At 66.3% G+C, this 19,095-nt stretch carries 14 protein-coding genes; 3 read left to right on the top strand and 11 right to left on the bottom strand.

Annotated elements, in window-relative coordinates; genetic code table 11:
- Window positions 1-42 precede the first annotated feature (42 nt).
- From AC3A35_RS11575 to AC3A35_RS11550, 6 genes are all read right to left on the bottom strand, one after another.
- Window positions 43-6,204 (bottom strand): hybrid sensor histidine kinase/response regulator, encoded by a 6,162-nt coding sequence (locus AC3A35_RS11575; protein ID WP_487436244.1) that lies wholly within the window; start codon window positions 6,202-6,204, stop codon window positions 43-45.
- Between the two features lie 16 nt (window positions 6,205-6,220).
- Window positions 6,221-8,344, bottom strand: a complete 2,124-nt coding sequence (locus tag AC3A35_RS11570; RefSeq protein ID WP_487436243.1) for a methyl-accepting chemotaxis protein — start codon at window positions 8,342-8,344, stop codon at window positions 6,221-6,223.
- 59 nt (window positions 8,345-8,403) lie between these two features.
- Window positions 8,404-8,916, bottom strand: a complete 513-nt coding sequence (locus AC3A35_RS11565; protein ID WP_487436242.1) for a chemotaxis protein CheW — start codon at window positions 8,914-8,916, stop codon at window positions 8,404-8,406.
- A 3-nt stretch (window positions 8,917-8,919) separates the two neighbouring features.
- Window positions 8,920-9,285 (bottom strand): response regulator, encoded by a 366-nt coding sequence (locus tag AC3A35_RS11560; RefSeq protein WP_487436241.1) that lies wholly within the window; start codon window positions 9,283-9,285, stop codon window positions 8,920-8,922.
- A 25-nt stretch (window positions 9,286-9,310) separates the two neighbouring features.
- Window positions 9,311-9,697 (bottom strand): response regulator, encoded by a 387-nt coding sequence (locus tag AC3A35_RS11555; protein ID WP_487436240.1) that lies wholly within the window; start codon window positions 9,695-9,697, stop codon window positions 9,311-9,313.
- 103 nt (window positions 9,698-9,800) lie between these two features.
- A complete protein-coding gene (locus AC3A35_RS11550) occupies window positions 9,801-9,953 on the bottom strand; it encodes a rubredoxin (RefSeq protein WP_487436559.1) in 153 nt (50 codons plus the stop codon).
- Window positions 9,954-10,009: 56 nt separating this feature from the next.
- On the opposite strand from AC3A35_RS11550, the gene thiD reads away from it, so the two are divergent.
- The 3 genes from thiD (at window position 10,010) to hemL (ending at window position 12,998) form a co-directional block, all read left to right on the top strand.
- The gene (gene thiD / locus AC3A35_RS11545) at window positions 10,010-10,909 is read left to right on the top strand and encodes a bifunctional hydroxymethylpyrimidine kinase/phosphomethylpyrimidine kinase (RefSeq protein WP_487436239.1); all 900 of its coding nucleotides are present in this window, start codon (window positions 10,010-10,012) and stop codon (window positions 10,907-10,909) included.
- Complete coding sequence (gene thiE, locus AC3A35_RS11540; RefSeq protein WP_487436237.1) at window positions 10,902-11,564, top strand: thiamine phosphate synthase; 663 nt, start codon at window positions 10,902-10,904, stop codon at window positions 11,562-11,564. The genes thiD and thiE overlap by 8 nt, the downstream gene beginning before the upstream one ends.
- 150 nt (window positions 11,565-11,714) lie before the next feature.
- Window positions 11,715-12,998, top strand: coding sequence for a glutamate-1-semialdehyde 2,1-aminomutase (gene hemL / locus AC3A35_RS11535; protein ID WP_487436236.1), 1,284 nt, complete (start codon window positions 11,715-11,717; stop codon window positions 12,996-12,998).
- A gap of 146 nt (window positions 12,999-13,144) precedes the next feature.
- Here the strand turns inward: hemL and mgtE are convergent, their stop codons facing one another.
- From mgtE to AC3A35_RS11510, 5 genes are all read right to left on the bottom strand, one after another.
- Window positions 13,145-14,587: a magnesium transporter gene (gene mgtE, locus AC3A35_RS11530; protein WP_487436235.1), complete on the bottom strand. Its 1,443-nt coding sequence runs from the start codon at window positions 14,585-14,587 to the stop codon at window positions 13,145-13,147.
- A gap of 119 nt (window positions 14,588-14,706) precedes the next feature.
- The gene (mtgA, locus tag AC3A35_RS11525) at window positions 14,707-15,399 is read right to left on the bottom strand and encodes a monofunctional biosynthetic peptidoglycan transglycosylase (protein ID WP_487436234.1); all 693 of its coding nucleotides are present in this window, start codon (window positions 15,397-15,399) and stop codon (window positions 14,707-14,709) included.
- Complete coding sequence (gene aroE, locus AC3A35_RS11520; RefSeq protein ID WP_487436233.1) at window positions 15,396-16,229, bottom strand: shikimate dehydrogenase; 834 nt, start codon at window positions 16,227-16,229, stop codon at window positions 15,396-15,398. The genes mtgA and aroE overlap by 4 nt, the downstream gene beginning before the upstream one ends.
- An 18-nt stretch (window positions 16,230-16,247) precedes the next feature.
- Window positions 16,248-17,159 (bottom strand): energy transducer TonB, encoded by a 912-nt coding sequence (locus AC3A35_RS11515; RefSeq protein WP_487436232.1) that lies wholly within the window; start codon window positions 17,157-17,159, stop codon window positions 16,248-16,250.
- 18 nt (window positions 17,160-17,177) lie between these two features.
- The gene (locus tag AC3A35_RS11510) at window positions 17,178-19,076 is read right to left on the bottom strand and encodes a ribonuclease catalytic domain-containing protein (RefSeq protein ID WP_487436231.1); all 1,899 of its coding nucleotides are present in this window, start codon (window positions 19,074-19,076) and stop codon (window positions 17,178-17,180) included.
- Between the last annotated feature and the right edge of the window lie 19 nt (window positions 19,077-19,095).

Raw genomic sequence — 19,095 nt, 5'->3', positions numbered from 1 at the left:
GGGTTGTGTTCGGGACCCGCCGCAGCCTGACTGCCCGCCAGCTCAGCGTCCGACATATCCGGCGATCAGCCCGAGCAACTCATCCTCCTGATAGGGCTTGCCCAGATAGTGGTTGGCTCCGACCTCCATCGCATAACGGCGGTGTTTGTCCGCCAGGCGCGAGGTGATCATGATCACCGGGACCGGCCGTGTACGAGCGTCCGCGCGGATATTGCGCACCAGGTCGAAGCCGTCCATCCGCGGCATCTCAATATCGGAAAGGATGACATCCGGCACGATCTCGATCAGCACTTCGAGCGCATCCACGCCGTCCTTGGCGGTAATCACCCGGTAACCCTCGCGCTCGAGCAGACGACCGGTGATCTTGCGTACCGTCAGCGAGTCGTCCACCACCATGACCGTCGGTACGTGCGCGGCGGTCGGGGTTTCCCGCGTTCCCGCGAGCGCCGCGCCTTCGGTGCCGCCGAGGCCAAGGCCACGGCTGGCCAGTGCCACCGGGTTGAGAATCAGCACGATCTCGCCATCGCCGAGCACGGTGGCGCCGGACATGCCGACGATCCGGGTCAGTTGCGGTCCGGCGTTCTTGACGATGATTTCCTGGTTGCCGCGCAATGCGTCGACATGCAAGGCAAGGGTCTGGGCGCCGGCGTGCAGCAAGAGTACCCAGTTGTAGCGCTGGACTTCCGGCTTGCTGGCGGGGTCGCCGAGCAGACGCGGCAGGTAGCGGTAGGCGTAGTGCCGACCCTGCCAGTCGGTGCCGTTGTCCGCCCGCAGACGCTCGAGCGCATCGGCCTTGAGCTCCATGACCTGGGCGATCATGCTGGACGGAATCGCGAAGTGTCTTCCCGCCGCCCGCACCAGCAGGGCCTGGGTCACCGCCAGCGTGAGCGGCAGGTAGATGCGGAAGACGGTGCCGGCATCCGGGGCGCTGCTGACGTCGATCCGCCCTCCGACCGCCGCGGTTTCGGCCTTCACCACGTCCATCCCGACCCCGCGCCCCGACACCGCCGAGAGTTGGCCGGCGGTGGAGAAGCCGGGAACGAAGATCAGGTTGATCAGGCGGCTCTCGTCGGCAACTTCGTCGGGCCCGAGCAGGCCCTTCTCGTGGGCCCGCGCCGCGATGCGGCTGAAGTCGAGGCCAGCCCCGTCGTCGGCGAGCTCGATAGCTATTTCGTTGCCTTCCTGGCGAACGGTCAGGGTGATCTGGCCGATCTCGGGCTTGTTGGCTGCCCGGCGCTGTTCGGGGGCTTCGATGCCGTGGGCGAGGGCGTTGCGCAACAGGTGCTCGAGCGGCGCGACCATATGCTCGAGCATGCTGCGGTCGACCTCGATGCGGCCACCGCGAAGATCCAGGTTGGCGCGCTTGCCCAGTTCCTTGGCGCTCTTGCGCACGATGCGGTAGAGGCGGTCGGCAAGGCTGTCGAAGGGCACCATACGCACGCGCATCAGTGCCTGCTGCAGTTCGCGCGACATGCGCGCCTGGCTGTGCAGCGCGAGGTCGGCGCCATCGAGATTCTTGAGCAGGCTGTGCTGGACGGTGGTCACGTCGTTGACGCTCTCGGCCATCATCCGGGTGAGTTCCTGCAGCCGGGTGTAGCGGTCCATTTCCAGCGGATCGAACTCGGCGTGGTGCGACTCGGCCTGCGCAATCCGCGATTGCATCTGCACATCGGCCTGGATTTCCACCTCGCGCAGCTGGTTGCGCAGGCGGATAACGTTCTCGGTGAGGTCCAGCATCGAGCGCCGCAGGCTGCGCAGTTCGCCGTCAATCCGGGTCCGGGCTACTCCGATTTCGCCCGCTTCATTGACGAAGCGGTCGACGAGTTCGGCACGTACGCGCAGCGTTCCGGCGCCGGTAGTGGCGTCCCCTTCCGCGCCTGCACTGTCGATCGTGATCGCGGTGCTCGGGGCCGTAGGGGCCTCGTGTGCGACCGAGAGCGCCTCATCGGGGAGCCGGGTGGCGGGCACTTCGCCGCCCGCCAGCACGTCGATCAACTGTTCGGTAAGGTCGAGGCCGGCGACCAGGTCGTCGATCAAGGCCGGAAGCTCGGCGCCGCTGCCGGTGACCGCCTCCAGGCGCGATTCCAGCTGATGGACCTGCTCGCCGAGCGTCATTGCGCCGGCCATCCGTGCGCTGCCCTTCAGGGTGTGCAACAGGCGGGCGGCACTCTTGGCGTGATCGATGTTGTCGCCATCCGCCCGCCAGCTTCGCAGCGTGGTGTGCAGGTCGCTGAGCAGCTCGCCAGCCTCCTCGAGGAAGATCGGCAGCAACTGCTCGTCAATCTCGTCGTGGACGCGCAGCACGGGCTGCTCTTCGACCGCCTCTGCCGTTGCCGGCGGGATGTGGGCCGGCGGTGCGGTGCGTTCGGGCGGTGGGCCGGGTTCGATCGTGCGTCGTCCCGCGTGTTCGAGTTGCTCGATGAGTTCGGGCGCGTCGAGGGGCATACTCTGGTTGACCACCTCGGCGAGCATGCCTTCGAGCGTGATCACGACCGTTGCAAACAGCGCCAGCTCGTCCGACGACGGTGGCATTGCCTGATCCCTAAGCCGCTGTTGGGCGTGTTCGAGTGCGCGGGCGAGCATATGCAGGGGCGCAACGCGGGCGGTGCCGGAAATTCCGGCGAAAGTGTGGGCTGCACGCAGTGCGGTTTCGGGCGGCGGCAGCATCGGGTTTGCGGCCAGGCGGCTGAAATCCTGATGCAGGGTGGCAATGTGGTGCTTGGCTTCGGCGAGGTAGAGGTCGTACAGCGGGCGCGAAATGTCGACATCGCCGACGCGGATGAAGTCGGCGTCGGCAGTTTCCGGAACGTCCTCGACTTCCGTAAGCTCATCTACTTCCGTAAGTTCCTCGTCTTCCGAAAGCTCCTCGACTTCCGGAACCTCCTCGGCCTCCGGAACCTCCTCGGCCTCCGGAACCTCCTCGACTTCCGAAAGCTCCTCGACTTCCGAAAGCTCCTCGACTTCCGAAAGCTCCTCGACTTCCGAAAGCTCCTCGGCCTCCTCGATTTCCGGAACGTCCTCGACTTGCGGAGCTTCTACGGCGTCCGCAGCTTCTACGGCGTCTGGTGCTGCGCTGGAGCCGGTCGTTTCGAGTACCGGAGCGGTCTCGTCGGCGCCGAGGCGGGACTCCGGCTGCGTGACTTCGTCGTCGTACGCGACGGCAGGCCCTTCCGCGGGTGGCGAGCCGGCGAGTTCGTCAGTCGGCATCTCGGTTGCTTCGAGCTCTTCGATCGCGGCATCGTCGAGCGCGGTTCCCATCGCCTTGATCGCCGCCTCGATTTCCTCGATCGCTGCGTCGGGCGTGCCGGATTCGATATCGGACGCGAAGTGAGGCGCCTCCTCATCGGCGAGATCGAAGGTCTCCTCGACCGGCAGCCAGCTGTCGTCGAGTGCGGTTATGTTCAGCAGTTCGGGGGGCTGTCCGGGCTGGGCGGGGGGCTTTTCGGCATCAACCGGTAGAGCATACGGCTCGTCATCGGACAACTCGAGATCGATCGGCTCGAGTAGCGGTTCGAGCTCGATGGTCTCGCTTTCGGGCAGGGTTTCGAGTTCGTCGGGGGTGGGTTGGGCGTCGGCGTCCGGCCGCGTTTCGAGGGTGGATTCCGTCGCCCCGGCCGCGGCCGGCTCGGTAGCGGTGAGTTCGAACGAGAAATCGTCGTCGAAGATCGGCAATTCGTCGAGTGAGGTTTCGTCGGGCAGGAAGGTCGATGTTTCCGCTTCGGCCGTGAACGGCAGGACCTCGCCATTGCCGGACAGGGCGAGCTCGGGGAACTCGAGCGTCGTCTCGACGAGGTCCGTCTCTGCAGGTGCTTCGGCCTCAGGGGCGCTCCCGGCGCCGGGTTCAGCCACAGCGGGCGGCCCGCCGACGGCGGATTCCCGCGTCGGGCTGTCGCTGGCGCACAGGCGCTCGGCTTCGGCGACGAGCATCGCCACGTCACGGTGTTGTGAGCCTCCGGACTCGAGCTGGACGACCCACGCCGTGAACTGCCGATGCGCTTCGTCGATCAGGTGGTGCAGGGCCGAGGTCGGTGGCCATTCGAGCTGCAACCAGCGGTTCAGGGTCTGTTCGAGACTCCAGGCCGCTTCACCCAGTTCGCGCAACCCGACCATGCGGCCGCTACCCTTGAGGGTGTGGAAGCCGCGGCGAATGGCGGTCAGAAACTCCGGATTCGTCGGATCGGTGCGCGACAAGTCTTGCTGCTCGGCGATCGTTGCAAGAACCTCGTGGGCTTCTTCGATGAAGATGCACAGCAGTTCGGCATCGATTTCCTCGGCGCTGGCTTCGATCAGGCGCCGCGTTTCGGCGGCCACCTCGGGGATCGATGCAGGCTGCGTGGCTTCGGTTTCGGTTTCGGCTTCGTCGGCGGACGCGGCAAATGCAGGTTCGTCGGCTGACGCGGCAGCGAGGTCCAGGCCGGATCCCGTCCCATCGACGGGGGCCTCGGCGAGAACGGCGGCCGCCGTGTCCGATACGCTGGCCGGCGCCTGTGCCGGCAGCTCGAGTTCGTGCAGGGCGCCCGTCTCGTCCGCGACGAACTCGGTATCGGGGTTCAGAAGTTGTTGCAGGCTGGCCCTGCCGTGCTGCAGCGACTGGATGAAAAAACCGAGCGCCGAGAGGCGATGTGCCAACGCTTCGAACACGGCCTGATCGGCGGCAGTGTCCTCTTCGGCAAAGCGGGCTATGGTCTCTCCGGCCTCATGAATCAGCGCGATGGCGTCCGTTTCGCCAAGCAGTGAAAGGGCTCCTTCGATCTGGCGCAACGGAGTGGACAACTGCGCCAGCGGCGCGCGTTTGTGCTGATCGCGGAAGAAGTCGTCCAGGGTCTGTTCGACGTTTGCCAGACTGGTCAGGATCTCGCGCGAAAGCTGGGAGAGGGCGTCCCGTTCCTGAGCCCGACGAGCGGTCTCGAGGCCGGGCGAATTCTCGGCGGCGGCGAGCCGTTCCCCGCGGGCGAGGGCTTCGAGTCGGGCGATGGTGTCGTCCACCTGGGCAGCGAAACCGGCGTCCGGCACGCTGCGATCGAGCGCGGCCTCGGTGAGCAGCAGCGCGGTCGCGACCTCGATCGAGATGGTGTCGGAAAAGTGCAGCGGGTCCTTGCGCAACCACTGGGTAAAGCGCTGAATGCCGCGGATCAGGCGGTCTACCGACGGTCGCCCGAGGCGGCCGACCGGCTCGGCGAAGCCGTCCAGCTGGCTCTCGAATCGCGGCAGCGCAATCGCCGCGCCGCTGCTGAACGCGTTCCATTGTTCCTTGAGACCGGCAAGGCGGGATCGCAGATCCTGCAACAGCGGTGCCAGTGGCAGATCGCTGACGCGGGCGCCGGTCTCCGGCAACAGCAAATCCAGCTGCCATGTATCGCGCACGGCACGCTGCGTGGCAGTGACCGCCGGCATACGGGCGACCTGGTAAAGCATCTCCCGCATCAGACGTTCCGGTACCGAAGAGGATGTGCCGCTTGCCCGCCGCAACTGGGCGTCGATTCGCGACAGCAGACCCTTGGTCTCGGCGCGGCCGTCTTCCGGTGTATGTGCGAGGGCGTCGACAAACGCCTGCCCCACCCACCACATCGCGCGCGAAGGAGGGCTTTCGTCCAGGGTTTCGAGTTCGACCAGCGCAGCGTGCATGGTTTCGGGGCCGGCGGTGCTTGCCGGCTGCTTCAACCAGTCGAGCAGGCCGCGCTGGAAACGGGTACGCAGCGAGCGGATCCGCTCCTGGCGCAGCTCCGGGGGCAGGTGCGCTTCGGGCTGACGCCGGGGGGCGCGCACGCTCAGGTCCGGAAAAAAGAGGTCGGCCGCCGAAGGGGCTTCGTGCCCGCGGGCGATCACCACCTCATGGTAGAGCGGCAGCAGGCGCAAGGGCTGATCGGGGGTGCCGTGGGTGAGCTCTTCGAGATAGTTGCCGATAGTGGCGAGTGCGCGTTTGCCGAGCGCTACGGTGGGCTCGTCGACCGGCGTTTCACCCCGCGTCATCGTGCCGAGAAGCTGATCGACCGCGGTTGCGAACTGGGTGAGGCCGTCGAGGCCGACGATCGACAGCGCGCCACGGACCTGGTGCAAATGGGTCTGTGCGAACTGCACCCGGGCTGCACCGTCACTTGCCTGGCAGGCCTGGTCCAGACTCTCCGCGGCGCGGGTGAGCGCAAGCTCGATTTCGCTCTTGACCCAGGTCAGCGGTCCGAGGTCCAGCTCCTTGGCATGCGTCATGGATGCGTTCTCGTGCTTAGACCTTGAAGCCGGACACCGAGCCCTTGAGCTCGACGGCGAGGTCGGCAAGCTGCCCGATCGAGATCGCGGTCTGCTTGGTGCCGCGCGTGGTCTGCTCGGTAATGGCGAGAATGTCCTTCATCGTGTCGGCGACCCGCCCGGCTGTGGCGGCCTGGTCCTGGGTGTCGGTGGAGATCTGTTCGATCAGCTGTGCGGCATCCATCGAGACCTGTCCGATCTCGGCCAGCGCCTGGCCGGCGGCGTCCGACAACTGCGCACCTTCGACCACGTCGCGGGTGGCGTTCTCCATTGCGCCGACCGCGTCCTGGGTGTCGGTCTGAATCGTCTTGACGATGGCCGCAATCTGCTTGGTGGCTTCCGCCGAGCGCTCCGCCAGACGCTGCACTTCTTCCGCGACCACCGTGAATCCGCGCCCGGCATCGCCGGCCGAAGCCGCCTGGATTGCCGCATTGAGGGCGAGCACGTTGGTCTGTTCGGTAATGTCGGAGATGAGCTCGACGATCTCGCCGATCTCCTGCGAGGATTCGCCGAGGCGCTTGATCCGTTTGGAGGTTTCCTGGATCTTGTCGCGGATCGCGTTCATGCCACGGATCGTGTTCTCCACCGCGTCGGCACCCTTGCGCGCGGAGTCGAGCGAGCGCCGTGCAACCTGGGCAGACTGCAGCGCACGCGCGGAAGATTCGGTCATCGATTGCGCCATGCGCTGTACGGTCGCACCGGCCTCCTCGATTTCGCGCGACTGGCGCTCGGTCGCGTCGAGCAGTTCGCCGGAGGTCTGCTGTGCGGCCTGGGTGGCGGCGGTGACCCGGATGGCCGCGTCGTTGATCCGGCGCACCAGCACCGAGAGCTCCTCGATGGTGTAGTTGACCGAGTCGGCGATGGCGCCGGTGATGTCTTCGGACACCGTCGCGCGGATCGTCAGATCGCCGTCGGCGAGGTCGCCCATTTCGTTCATCAGGCGCAGGATCGCCTGCTGGGTCAGGTTGCGCTCGTTCTCCGCGCTCTGACGCTGACGGTCGGCGTCGGTTCGTCGCTGCGACAGGTCGCCGTTGTAGATCTTGGCCATCATCCCGAGTACGACGAGCGCAACGATGGCGCTGAGCGCGATCAACAGCGACAGCGGGCCGAAGCCCCGCACATCGCTGTTGAAGGTGTCGCCGAGTTCGCCCGCACGGGCGAGCAGGGCCGCCGAATCGGTAAACAGACGGCTGCCGGCCTGCTTGGCCTGGACCAGCAGCTGGATGTTGCCGAGGATGTCCGCAACGGCATCCTGCGTACCCTTGGCGCCGGCCACCAGCTCGCTGATCCGCGCGCGAACCTCGGAGTCCCCGCCCATCTGCTCCATGGACGCAAGCTGCTCGCGGAAGGTGTTGGTGTCCTTGCCCAGCAGGAAGGCGATCTCGGGATCGATCGCGGCCGCCACCCGCAGCGCGTTGACGTTTTTCGCGATGCGCTGGGTCAGCATGACTGCGCGGTTGGCAGTGGCGATCTCGCCAGGATGGGCACCGGCCTGCAGCTTCAGCGCGGCGATCTGTTCGGTGAGTTCGAGCAGGGTGGCATTGTCGCCGTTGATCGTCTCGGCGGAGGCATTGAGCTTGAGCAGCGTCGCTTCCTGGGCCAGCAGCTGGCGCGCATCGTTCTCCATGTTGCGCCAGACGCCATTGACCGCGTCGAGTTCGTCGCGCGCATCGGCCCCCGCGGCCGGAAGCGTGGCGCCGTCGAGTTCGCCGCCCTGGTCGAGGGCTTGGGCGATGACCGCGAAGCGATCGCTGGCGCGACGCAGTTCAGCGAATGCAGGCGCACTGCCCTGAAGGGCGAGCTGTGCCGACTTGGCGATCTGCTGCGACAGGGTCTGCATCTCCCCCGCCGCGGCGACCTGGCGCGTGGCGTTGCCGGTTTGCTGGTTCTGATAGACGAGCAGGCCGATCGTGACCACCACCATCGCCCCGAAGATGATGCCGAGGTTGCGTACCCGTTCGGCGACCGGGCGTTCGGCCCCGGGGGAGCCGGATCTGACCGGAGCCGCTCGCGCAGAACCGTGATCTTCCATGATGGTCGTGTCGGAGGCCGAATCGGGCCCCGCAGCCTTGTCCTTGCCCAAGGAGAGCTTGAATGCCATGTGCCGTGCTCCGCCGCTATCTGAATTGAGAATGCTGTAGTGATGAAATGCAGGGCGCGTCAGTCTGCCCCGGCATCGAGAAATACGCCGTTGGTCAACAATTGCGGGACGTCCAGTCTGAGCCAGGGGCGGTCCTGCATGTCCCGCAGGCGCTGTCCGACCCAGGGGCGCGCATCTGGCGGGCCATGATCGGCTTCGAAGTCTTCCGCGCTGCGCAGGCCCAGTACGCGTGATACCAGCAAGGCACTATGGATGCCGTGCCGGGCGCCGATCAGCAACAGCCGGGCATGGCCTGCGGGGACGATGGGGGTGCCGTCATGAAAGCCGGAGAAATCAACGACGCCGTACAGTGTGCCGCGAACATTGGCGAGGCCGCGGTACCAGGCCCGGGTGAGCGGCACGGTCGCGAGGGGCGGGGGCACGAGAATCTCGCCGGTCTCGGCAAGCTGGAGCAGCCAGTTCTCGTCGCCCGCCTGCACGCCGAGCAGTCCCCGACGTTCGCCGGTTCGCGCTTCGGTCAGACGGTGAGCAAGGTTTTCCTGGAACTCGCGCAGACTGACTCGTCTGGACATGGTTCAGCCGATGCGCTTGATGCGCGCAATGAGGGCGTCGTGGTCTACGGGCTTGACCATGTAGTCGAAGGCTCCCTGGCGCATTCCCCAGATCTTGTCGGTCTCCAGCCCCTTGCTCGTGCACATGATGATCGGGATGCTGCGGGTCTGTTCGTCGCGCGAGATCGTCCGCGTGGCCTGATAGCCATTCATGCCGGGCATCACCACATCCATCAGGATCAGATCGGGAAGTTCGGAGCGGCTGCGGGTGATGGCCTCTTCACCGCTCTCGGCGGTCACCACTTGATAGCCGTTTCGGGTCAGGACTTCGGATAGCGCCAGGCGCTCGGTCGGGGAATCGTCGACTACAAGTATCTTCTTGATCGGCATCGTCGGAGAGTTTCCATCGAGAGATTCAACGGGGGCGATTGGTCGCATGGGCCGCAACCGCCTTGATCAGGCTGTCCTTGGTGAACGGCTTGGTCAGATATTCGTCCGATCCGACCATGCGACCCCGCGCGCGATCGAACAGGCCGTCCTTGGACGAAAGCATGATCACCGGGGTCGACGACAGGCGCGGATTCTTCTTGATCAGGGCGCAGGTTTGATAGCCGTCGAGGCGGGGCATCATGATGTCGACAAAAATGACATCAGGGTGATGGTCGGCAATCTTTGAGAGCGCGTCGAAACCATCTTCGGCCAGCAGCACCTGACAGCCCGCCTGGCTCAGAAAGATCTCGGCGCTGCGACGGATGGTGTTGCTGTCGTCGATGACCATTACCTTGAGGCTGGTCAGATCCATGCAATGAGTCCTCGGTGACGCAGCCCCGGGACCGATGCGGCTGCGCTCAGAAATCGGTTCGCGGCAAGCATACTCCAAAAGGCGTGTCCGGACACGCCGCTTGTCATATCTCGATGAGTTCGAAGTCTTCTTTACGCGCCCCGCACTCGGGACAGGTCCAGTTGGGCGGGATATCCTCCCAGCGTGTGCCCGGCGCGATCCCCTCTTCCGGCAGACCGGCGGCTTCGTCGTAGATGAAGCCGCAGATGAGGCACATATAGGTCTTGAAGGGCGTCGCGGTCATCGAGATGGCGGGGCGGAAATGGCAGTAAAATGCCGTCAATCTTACCGTATTTCATCCACCGCGCCAGATCAGGCGCAGAGCCCGCCATGCCTGTTGCGATTCCCGATGTCCCCCCCGCCGTGCTTTGCCTGTCAGCCGGAGACGCTACGGCAGGCGGCGGCTTGCCGTCGGACATTCTCACCCTGGCGAGCATGGGATGCCATCCGCTGCCGGTACAGACGGCGATGGTCGTTCGTGATACGCGGGGGGTCGATGAATGTGTGGCCCTCGAGCCCGACATGCTGGTCGCCCAGGTGCGCACCGTACTGGAGGATATTCCGGTCCAGGCTTTCAAGTTCGGCTTCTGCGGCAGCGTCGAAAATGTTGCGGCCGCAGCCGAGATCCTGTCCGACTACCCGGATGTGCCCCTGGTGGTCGAGCCTGCGCTGTACAACGGGATCGAACACGGCGGCGCCGAGGATGATCTGGTCGCTGCACTGGCCGAGTTGATCCTGCCCCAGACCACGCTGCTGGTCGCGAGCCGCCATGAGGTGATGAGGCTGGCAGGCTTCGACGTGGACGACGACGTCGATGCCGGGCTGTCGCCGGAGGAAGCGGTGGAACGCCTGCTGGGGCTTGGGGTGGAGTACATCCTGCTGACCGGTGGGGGCGAGCATGGTCCGCAGGTGGTCAACCTGCTGATCGGCGACCAGGGCGTGATCCGGACCGATGCCTGGACGCGGCTCCCCGGGCGTTATCTCGGTGCCGGTGCAACCATCGCGGCGGCGGCGGCGGCGGCAATGGCACATGGCATGGCGGTGCCCGAAGCGGTGCGGGAGGCACAGGAGTTTGCCCAGCAGGCCCTGCGTCATGCCTACCTTCCCGGCATGGGGCGTGCGATTCCCGACCGTTTCTTCTGGGCACGCGGCAAGGGTGAAGGCAATGAGTGAGCGACCAGAAGCGGTGTCGTCCGGAGTGCTGCCATCCGGACTCTATGCGGTCACTCCGGACGAAGCGGATACGGTTCGGCTGCTGGGACTGGTCGAGCAGGTACTCGCCGGACGGCCGGCACTGCTGCAGTATCGCAACAAGCTTGCAGCGCCGGCGCTGCGCCGGGAGCAGGCGAGGGCCCTGCTGACGGCATGCCGGCGCGCGGGCGTGCCGCTGGTGATCAACGACGATCTGGCGCTGGCGCTCGAGATCGGCGCCGAGGGGGCCCATCTGGGGCGGGACGATGGGGATCTGGCGCGGGCGCGGCGAACGCTCGGCTCGGGTCGTATTCTCGGGGTGTCCTGCTACAACGAGTGGTCGCGGGCGGAGGCCGGCGCACGGGCGGGGGCAGACTACGTGGCGTTCGGAGCGATGTTCGTGTCGCCGACCAAACCGCAGGCCGCGCGTGCGCCGCTCGCCCTGATCGAACGCGCGCGCCGCGAGCTGGCGGTGCCAGTGGCGGCGATCGGGGGCATCACCCTCGACAACGCGGCCTCGCTGGTGGCCGCCGGTGCGCACCTGGTGGCGGTGATTTCCGATCTGTTCGCTGCCGCCGATCCGGCCCGGCGTGCGGCCGCCTACCGGGTGCTGTGGGACACTTCGTCGTCGGCCTAGTCCATGCGCGCCGCGGCCGCATGCCTCGTGCCGGTCTCACTCCTGTTCTTTCTACCTTTTCGACCGGGCTTGCGCGCGCGTGCGGGTGGACCCGAAGCCGGCCGGCAGGCGACAATCCACCTTCCACGCTCAACCGAAATCGATCCAGCCATGACTAGCCGAAACGAAGTGCTCTTCGAGCGCGCCCAGCGCACCATCCCCGGTGGCGTCAATTCTCCCGTCCGCGCCTTCCGCTCGGTGGGCGGTACGCCGCGATTCATCGACCATGCCGCCGGGGCGCGAGTGTGGGATGCGGATGGCAAGGTCTATATCGACTACGTCGGGTCGTGGGGGCCGGCGATCACCGGACATGCGCATCCGGCCATCGTCGAGGCGGTGCGCGAGGCGGCGCTGAAGGGCCTGTCCTTCGGTGCGCCGACCGAGAGCGAGGTCGAGATGGCCGAAATGCTGTGCGCGCTGTTGCCGTCGGTGGAGATGGTGCGTCTGGTGAGTTCCGGGACCGAGGCGACGATGAGCGCGATCCGGCTGGCGCGCGGCTTTACCGGGCGTGATGCGATCATCAAATTCGAGGGCTGCTACCACGGCCATGCCGACAGTCTGCTGGTGAAGGCCGGATCGGGCCTGCTGACCTTCGGCAACCCGTCGTCGGGCGGGGTGCCGGCGGATTTCGCCAAACATACGATCGTCCTCGACTACAACGATCTCGACCAGGTCGAGGCGGTGTTCAAGGCGCGCGGGGACGAGATCGCCGCGATCATCGTCGAGCCGGTCGCCGGCAACATGAACCTGATCAAGCCCAGGTCCGGGTTCCTCGAAGGCCTGCGCAGCCTGTGTACGCAGTACGGCGCAGTGCTGATTTTCGACGAGGTGATGACCGGCTTCCGGGTCGGTCCGCAGGGGGTGCAGGGCCTGTACGGCATTACCCCCGATCTGACCACGCTGGGCAAGGTGATTGGCGGCGGCATGCCGGTGGGCGCGTTCGGTGGTCGCCGCGACATCATGCAGAAAATCGCCCCGCTCGGTCCCGTGTATCAGGCCGGCACGCTGTCCGGCAGTCCGGTGGCGGTGGCCGCAGGCATGGCGTCGCTGCGCCTGACCCGCGAGCCGGGGTTCTACGACACCCTGGCAGCGCGTACCGCACGCCTGGTCGAGGGGCTCGGCGCGGCCGCGCGTGAGGCTGGCGTGCCCTTCAGCGCCGATTCCGTCGGTGGCATGTTCGGGGTGTATTTCAGTGCGCAGGTTCCGGCATCGTTCGCCGAGGTGATGGCCTCCGACCGCGAGAGCTTCAACCGTTTCTTCCACGCCATGCTCGATGCGGGCCATTACTTCGCGCCGTCGGCGTTCGAGGCGGGCTTCGTGTCGGCGGCGCACGGCGAGGCCGAGATTGGTGAGACCATTGCTGCTGCGCGTGCCGTGTTTGCGGGTCTGCAGTAAGGCTCGGTGCGGGATTGGAGATGGTGAGGCGCATTCGCTCCACCGCCTGGTGGCACGATCGCCTGCCCGCGTAGGCTTCTGCGCGAAATCGCCGGGGGCCTCGGCGCTCGCGATCACGATCAGCATCAACTGCGTGGTGCTGGCTCTTACAGCAGGAACAGCGTCGCCAGCCCGAGAAAGATGAAGAAGCCGCCCGAGTCGGTGAGCGCGGTGATCATCACCGAACCGCCGATCGCCGGATCCGCGCCCAGGCGTTGGCGCAGCATCGGAATCACCACGCCGGCGCAGGCGGCGAGCAGCAGGTTCAGGGTCATGGCCGAGGTCATGACCACGCCGAGCGCGGCGTTGCCATAGAGCCACCAGGCCAGAACGCCGAGCAGCCCGCCCCACACGACGCCGTTGAACAGCGCCACCCCGAGCTCCTTCCTGAGCAGGCGCTTCATCGCACTCTGTTCGACCTGGCCCATGGCGATCGCACGCACGATCATGGTGATGGTCTGGTTGCCGGAGTTGCCGCCGATGCCGGCGACGATCGGCATCAGCGCGGCCAGCGCCACCAGCTTTTCGATCGAGCCTTCGAAGGCACCGATCACGCGCGAGGCGATGAAGGCGGTGACCAGGTTCACCGCCAGCCAGGCCCAGCGGTTCTTCACCGAATCCCATACCGAGGCGAAGATGTCTTCCTCTTCGCGCAGACCGGCGTGGCTCAGGATCTCGGCTTCGGACTCCTCGCGGATGAAATCGACCACGTCGGCCACGGTCAGGCGGCCGATGACGCGCTTGTGCCGATCGACCACCGGGGCCGAGACCAGGTCGTAACGCTCGAAGGCCTGGGCCGCGTCGTCGGCCGGGTCGTCGGGCTCGAAGCTGATCACCGGCTCCTTGCGCATGACCTCCGCAACTTCCATCTCCGGATCGTTGATCAGCAGCGATTCGAGCGACAGGATGCCCATCAGGTGGTCGTCGCGGTCGATCACGAACAGCTTGTCGGTGTGGTCGGGCAGGTCGTCGAAGCGACGCAGGTAGCGCAACACCACTTCGAGGGTGATGTCCTCGCGCACCGTCACCATGTCGAAATCCATCAGTGCGCCGACCGAATCCTCGGGGTAGGACATGGCCGCACGCAGTTGCTCGCGGCCCTCGCTGTCGAGCGACTGAAAAACGTCCTGGATGACCTCCGGCGGCAGGTCGGGCGCAAGATCGGCTAATTCGTCGGCATCGAGCGATTCGGCCGCGGCCTTGAGCTCGTGCGGCTCCATCGTCTCGATCAGCGATTCGCGCACCGCATCCGAGACTTCGAGCAGAATCTCCCCGTCGCGCTCGGCCTTGACCAGCTCCCAGACGTACAGGCGATCTTCGCGCGGCAGGGCTTCGAGGATGAAACCGATGTCGGCCGGGTGCAGGGTATCGAGCTTGGCCCGCAGGCCGGCCTCGTGCTGCTTGTGCACCAGGTTTTCCACCAGCTCGTGACGCGGCATGTCCTGGCGGTGAACGAGGCCTTCCACCACCTTCTGACGCGCGAGCAGCTCCTGCACCTCGCGCAGGTGCTGCTGGACGTCGTCGGGGTGCAGCTCCTGTTCCGGGGTCATTGCGCAGGCGGGCGGATGAGGATGGGCGAAACCCGGATTCTACGGGCTTGCCGGCGGCCATGCGACCCCGAAACCGTTACCGGATGAGAAATAGGAGGCGACGTCCGCCGATCGGCCGATCAGGGAATCTGGGAATAAGCCATGCGGCTGCGGATCCGCTCTGCATGCGCAGCCAGCCGCGGCCCGAAACTCCGTTCATACCGGCGCGGGTTGGGCAGCATGACCGCGAGCCGGGCGCTTTCGGCGGGGCCCAGTCGATCGGCGGAAATGCCGTAGTAGCGGCGTGCAGCGGCTTCGGCGCCGAAGACCCCTTCGCCCCATTCGACGACGTTGAGATAGACCTCGAGAATTCGCCGTTTGCTCCACAGGGTTTCGATCATGACCGTGATCACCGCCTCCTGTCCCTTGCGCAGGTAACTGCGCGACGGCGACAGGAACAGATTCTTGGCCAGCTGTTGGCTGATGGTGGAGCCGCCCGAAACCGCACGGCCGCGGCGTTCGTTCTTCTCCAGCGCACGCTGGATGCCGTCCCAGTCGAAACCCTCGTGATCGATGAAACGATCGTCCTCGGCAGCGATCACGGCGCGCTTGAGGTGGACCGAGATCCGTTCATATGGCACCCAGCGGTGACGCAACACGGCCTTCGGGTTCTTCTCGTGCAACTCGTCCAGGCGCAGGCGCATGAAGCTGGTACTGCCCGGGTCGAACTGGCTCCACCACACTACATGGGCGAGCAGCCACAATTGCCAGACGAGGACCAGCACGACCACGGCGAGGAGGCCACGGCCGAGCCAGCGCAGTCCCTTCTTCATGGGGTGCCGAGCTCATGGCGCAGCGCCGCCAGCACCGGTGCAGTGTCCGGTCGCACCCCCCGCCACAGGGTGAAGCTCTCGGCGGCCTGCTCTACCAGCATGCCGAGGCCGTCGGCCAGGCGGGTGGCGCCATCGGCCCGCGCGGTGGCCAGATACGGCGTTTGGCCGCGGCCATACATCATGTCGTAGGCAAGTGCGCCTGCGGCATAGAGGTCAGGCGGCAGCGGCGGCGCTTCGGCGGCGAGGCTGGCGGCCGTGGCATTGATCACGATGTCGAACTGGTGGCCGGCCAGCTCGGCGAAGCCTCCGGCGCTCAACTCGACCCGGCCTGCGTGGCCGCGGAATGCGGCGGCAAGCGCGGTCGCCTTGGTCGCCGTCCGGTTGGCAAGGGTCAGCCGTCGCGGCGCGGCCTGGAGCAGGGGTAGCAGCGCGCCACGGGCGGCGCCGCCGGCGCCGAGCAGCAAGATGCGACGGTCACGGAGTGTACAGGCGAGGTTGGCGGTGAGGTCACGGACCAGCCCGGCACCATCGGTGTTGTCGCCTAGAATGCCGTGTTCGTCGAACAGCAGGGTGTTGACCGCGCCGGCGGCCTGCGCCCGTTCGGTCCGCCGGTCGGCGAGCGCAAAGGCTTCCAGCTTGAACGGGACGGTCACGTTCATGCCGCGGCCCCCGGCCGAGCGGAACTCGCGTACGGTGGCGGTGAAACCGTCGAGCGGCGCCAGGATGGCCTCGTAGCTCAGCGCTTGCCCGGTCTGACGGGCAAAGGCGGCGTGAATCCAGGGTGATCTGCTGTGGGCGATCGGATGGCCGACGACGGCGTAGCGGTCCATGGGGAACTCGTTAAGGTCTCAGTTGGCGCGAACCTGGTCTTGCTTGGTGAACTTCCAGGTGCGGGTAATCTCGATCAGGTCGGTGTCCTTGCGAATCTCGGGCGGAAACGGCGCATACGGTGCGCCCATTTCGACGATGCGTCGTGCCGCTGCATCAAGGACAGGATAACCGGAGCCGCGGCTGATCTCGATCCGTTCGACCGATCCGTCTCCCCGGATCGTGACCGACAGCAGCAGGCTGCCATAGAGCTTGCCGCGGGCCTCCTCGGGGTAGTTGAGCTCCCCGATCCGCTCGATCTTGAGTCGCCAATCCTCGACATACTGAGCGAAGCGATATTCTTTTGCCCGCGACCCGATGACCTTCTTGCGCGGGCGCTGCGCCAGATCGGAAAGGCTGCGATCGATCTCCGCCTCCAGGCGGGCGATGGCTGCGGCACTGTCGAGCAGATCGAGGCCGCTGGCGACCGGCGTCGCCTTGGTATCGTCGGCGAGCGGGCGTTCGTTGGCAACGGTGGCCGGGCTGTCGTCCCGGGTCAGCACCTTCTGCTGCGGGCGCTCCCTCGGCTGTTGCTGGCGCCGCCGGGCCTCGACCAATGCCGTGCCGTCGCGGGTGGCGTCCTGCGGCGGGAGAGGGGTCTTGGGTCGAACCTTCTGCTCGCTGGTGCCGCCGCCGTCCAGGTTGGCCTGGGCGAGTACATCGGGCTTGGCCGGCGCGGTGGCGTGACGTGCATTGACGAGCACGACTTCGAGGCCGCGGTCGCGGACGGGCGGGGCTTCGGGCATGCGGAACTTGAGCCCGAGCAGCACGCCGTGCAGCACCAGTGATGCCAGGAATGCACCTGCGAGCACGAATCGGCCTGCTGCGTGTGCGGCGGGCGTGCGCGTGCGGGTGGCCACGGATGCGACGGTCAGGGGCTGGGCTTGGGCCATGGCTGGATTCTATCCAACTCAGTACTCGGCTTCCTCTTCCTCGTCCGGATTGGGTTCGGACAGGGTGGTGAGGTAGCGCGCACTGACTTCGACATCGATCAGGTCGCTGCCTTCGACAACCAGCCGGACCCGCGAGCCGGGCAGTTGCGGCGGCAGCGAACTCACCTTGAACATCAATGGAATGGTCTCCAGACGAACGAGGTTGTCGCGCAACACCCGGGCTTCGATCGTCTCGGGTTTCGCCTGGCGCAGCCAGCGCAGGCACCAGTAGCGCTCCATGCGGCGCTGGAACTCGCTGTACTCGGCGTAGGTGAGCTCGAAGTCGCGCAGCGCGGCCATCAGATCGGCGGATTTCGGGGCGAAGGCCGGCTCGGTGCCAGTCAGCACCGCGATGATCTGCCACTGGTTGACCATGTCCACATAGCGTCGCAGCGGCGAGCTCGACCACGCGTAGCAGTCCACGCCGAGGCCCTCGTGCGGCGCGGCGACGGTGGTCATGCGCACCTTGCCACCGCCCTGCGCGCGGTACAGGCCGGGGACGCCGGCATCGTCGAGCAGTTTGCCCCAGGTGGAGTTGGCCAGGATCATCATTTCGGCCACCAGCTTGTCCATCGGCGAGCCGCGCAGCCGGTGGCCGATGGTGATGTAGCCGGGGCCGTCGCCGGTTTCCTGCTGCCAGTCCACGTAGAAGTTGTAATCGACCTGGTTGCTGTGGGCCGAGGGCTTGCCGCGCCCGGCCTCGAGCACGTTGGCCAGATCCCACAGCAGTGTCAGTTCGCGCTTCCACGGGAAATCGGGGCCGCCATCGGTTAGGGTGTCTTCGTTGAACACCGGCTCGAGGTCGTGATGGCGAAGGTTGGCCACGATCGGCACGATCTCGACCCGGCTCTCGTGGGCCACGATGGTCAGGTCGGGACGGACGTCAAGGTAGAGCGAGATCGCCGGACAGTCGCGCCCGGCGGCCAGGGTGAAGGCCTCGACCACCTCGTCGGGCAGCATGGTGATCTTGTTGCCCGGCATATACACCGTTGACAGCCGCTGACGGGCGATGGCGTCGAGTTTCGAGCCCCGGCTGAAGCCCAGCGTGGGTGCGGCAATGTGAATGCCCACCCGCCATCCGCCGCCGGTGCGCGGGGTGATCGAGAAGGCATCGTCGATCTCGGTCGTGGTGGCGTCGTCGATCGAGAATGCGGCCACCTCCGCACGCGGTAGCGCGGTGGGCATGAGTGGCAGATCGAATTCGGGGAAGGCGGTGCCGTCCGGGAACTGCTCGAACAGGAAGCGGTTGTAATGGTATTCGTAGCTCGACGGCAGCGCGCCGCACCTGAGCAGCAGGCGCGCGGCGGAGAGGCCGGTATCGACGCAGGCCGCTTCCAGCGCCTTGACCTCGTTGCGGTTGCGGTCGGGGCGATAGAGCAGCTGCGCCACCATGCCGTCGAACTCGGCCGGCAGGCGGCCGGCGACCAGTTCGTCGCGCATGTGATCGATGGCCAGCGCCTGCAGGCGCTTTTTTTCCAGCCCGGCGAGCGCGGCCTGCAGGATCTCGGACGGCGCCTTGCGAAAGCGTCCCTTGCCCTTGCGATGGAACCAGATCGGCGCCGAATGCAGGCGCAGCAACACGGCCGCGGCCTCGACCGGGTTCGGGGCGTGGCCGTAATAGTCGGCGGCAAATTCGGCGAAGCCGAACTCGTCGTCGGCGCACACCTCCCACAGAAACTCGGTGTCGAGTTCCCCTGCGGCAGCTTCTGCGCGGTTCAGCAGCTCGCCGGGCGCCGGCTCGCGGAAATTGAGCAGCACGTTGGCCCGCTTGATCTTCACCCGCTTGCCGTGGGTGTTCTCCACCTGCAGCGAGGCATCGTTATCAGCGAGGATCGTTCCGGCCTTGAAAGACCCGTCCTCTTCAAACAGCACGAACATCAGCGACCGCCAGCAATTG

The sequence above is a fragment of the Azoarcus sp. Soil_N_20 genome (genome assembly GCF_057656155.1).
Note: the sequence above shows the minus strand (reverse complement) of the source record. Positions and strands in the feature narration are given on the sequence as shown.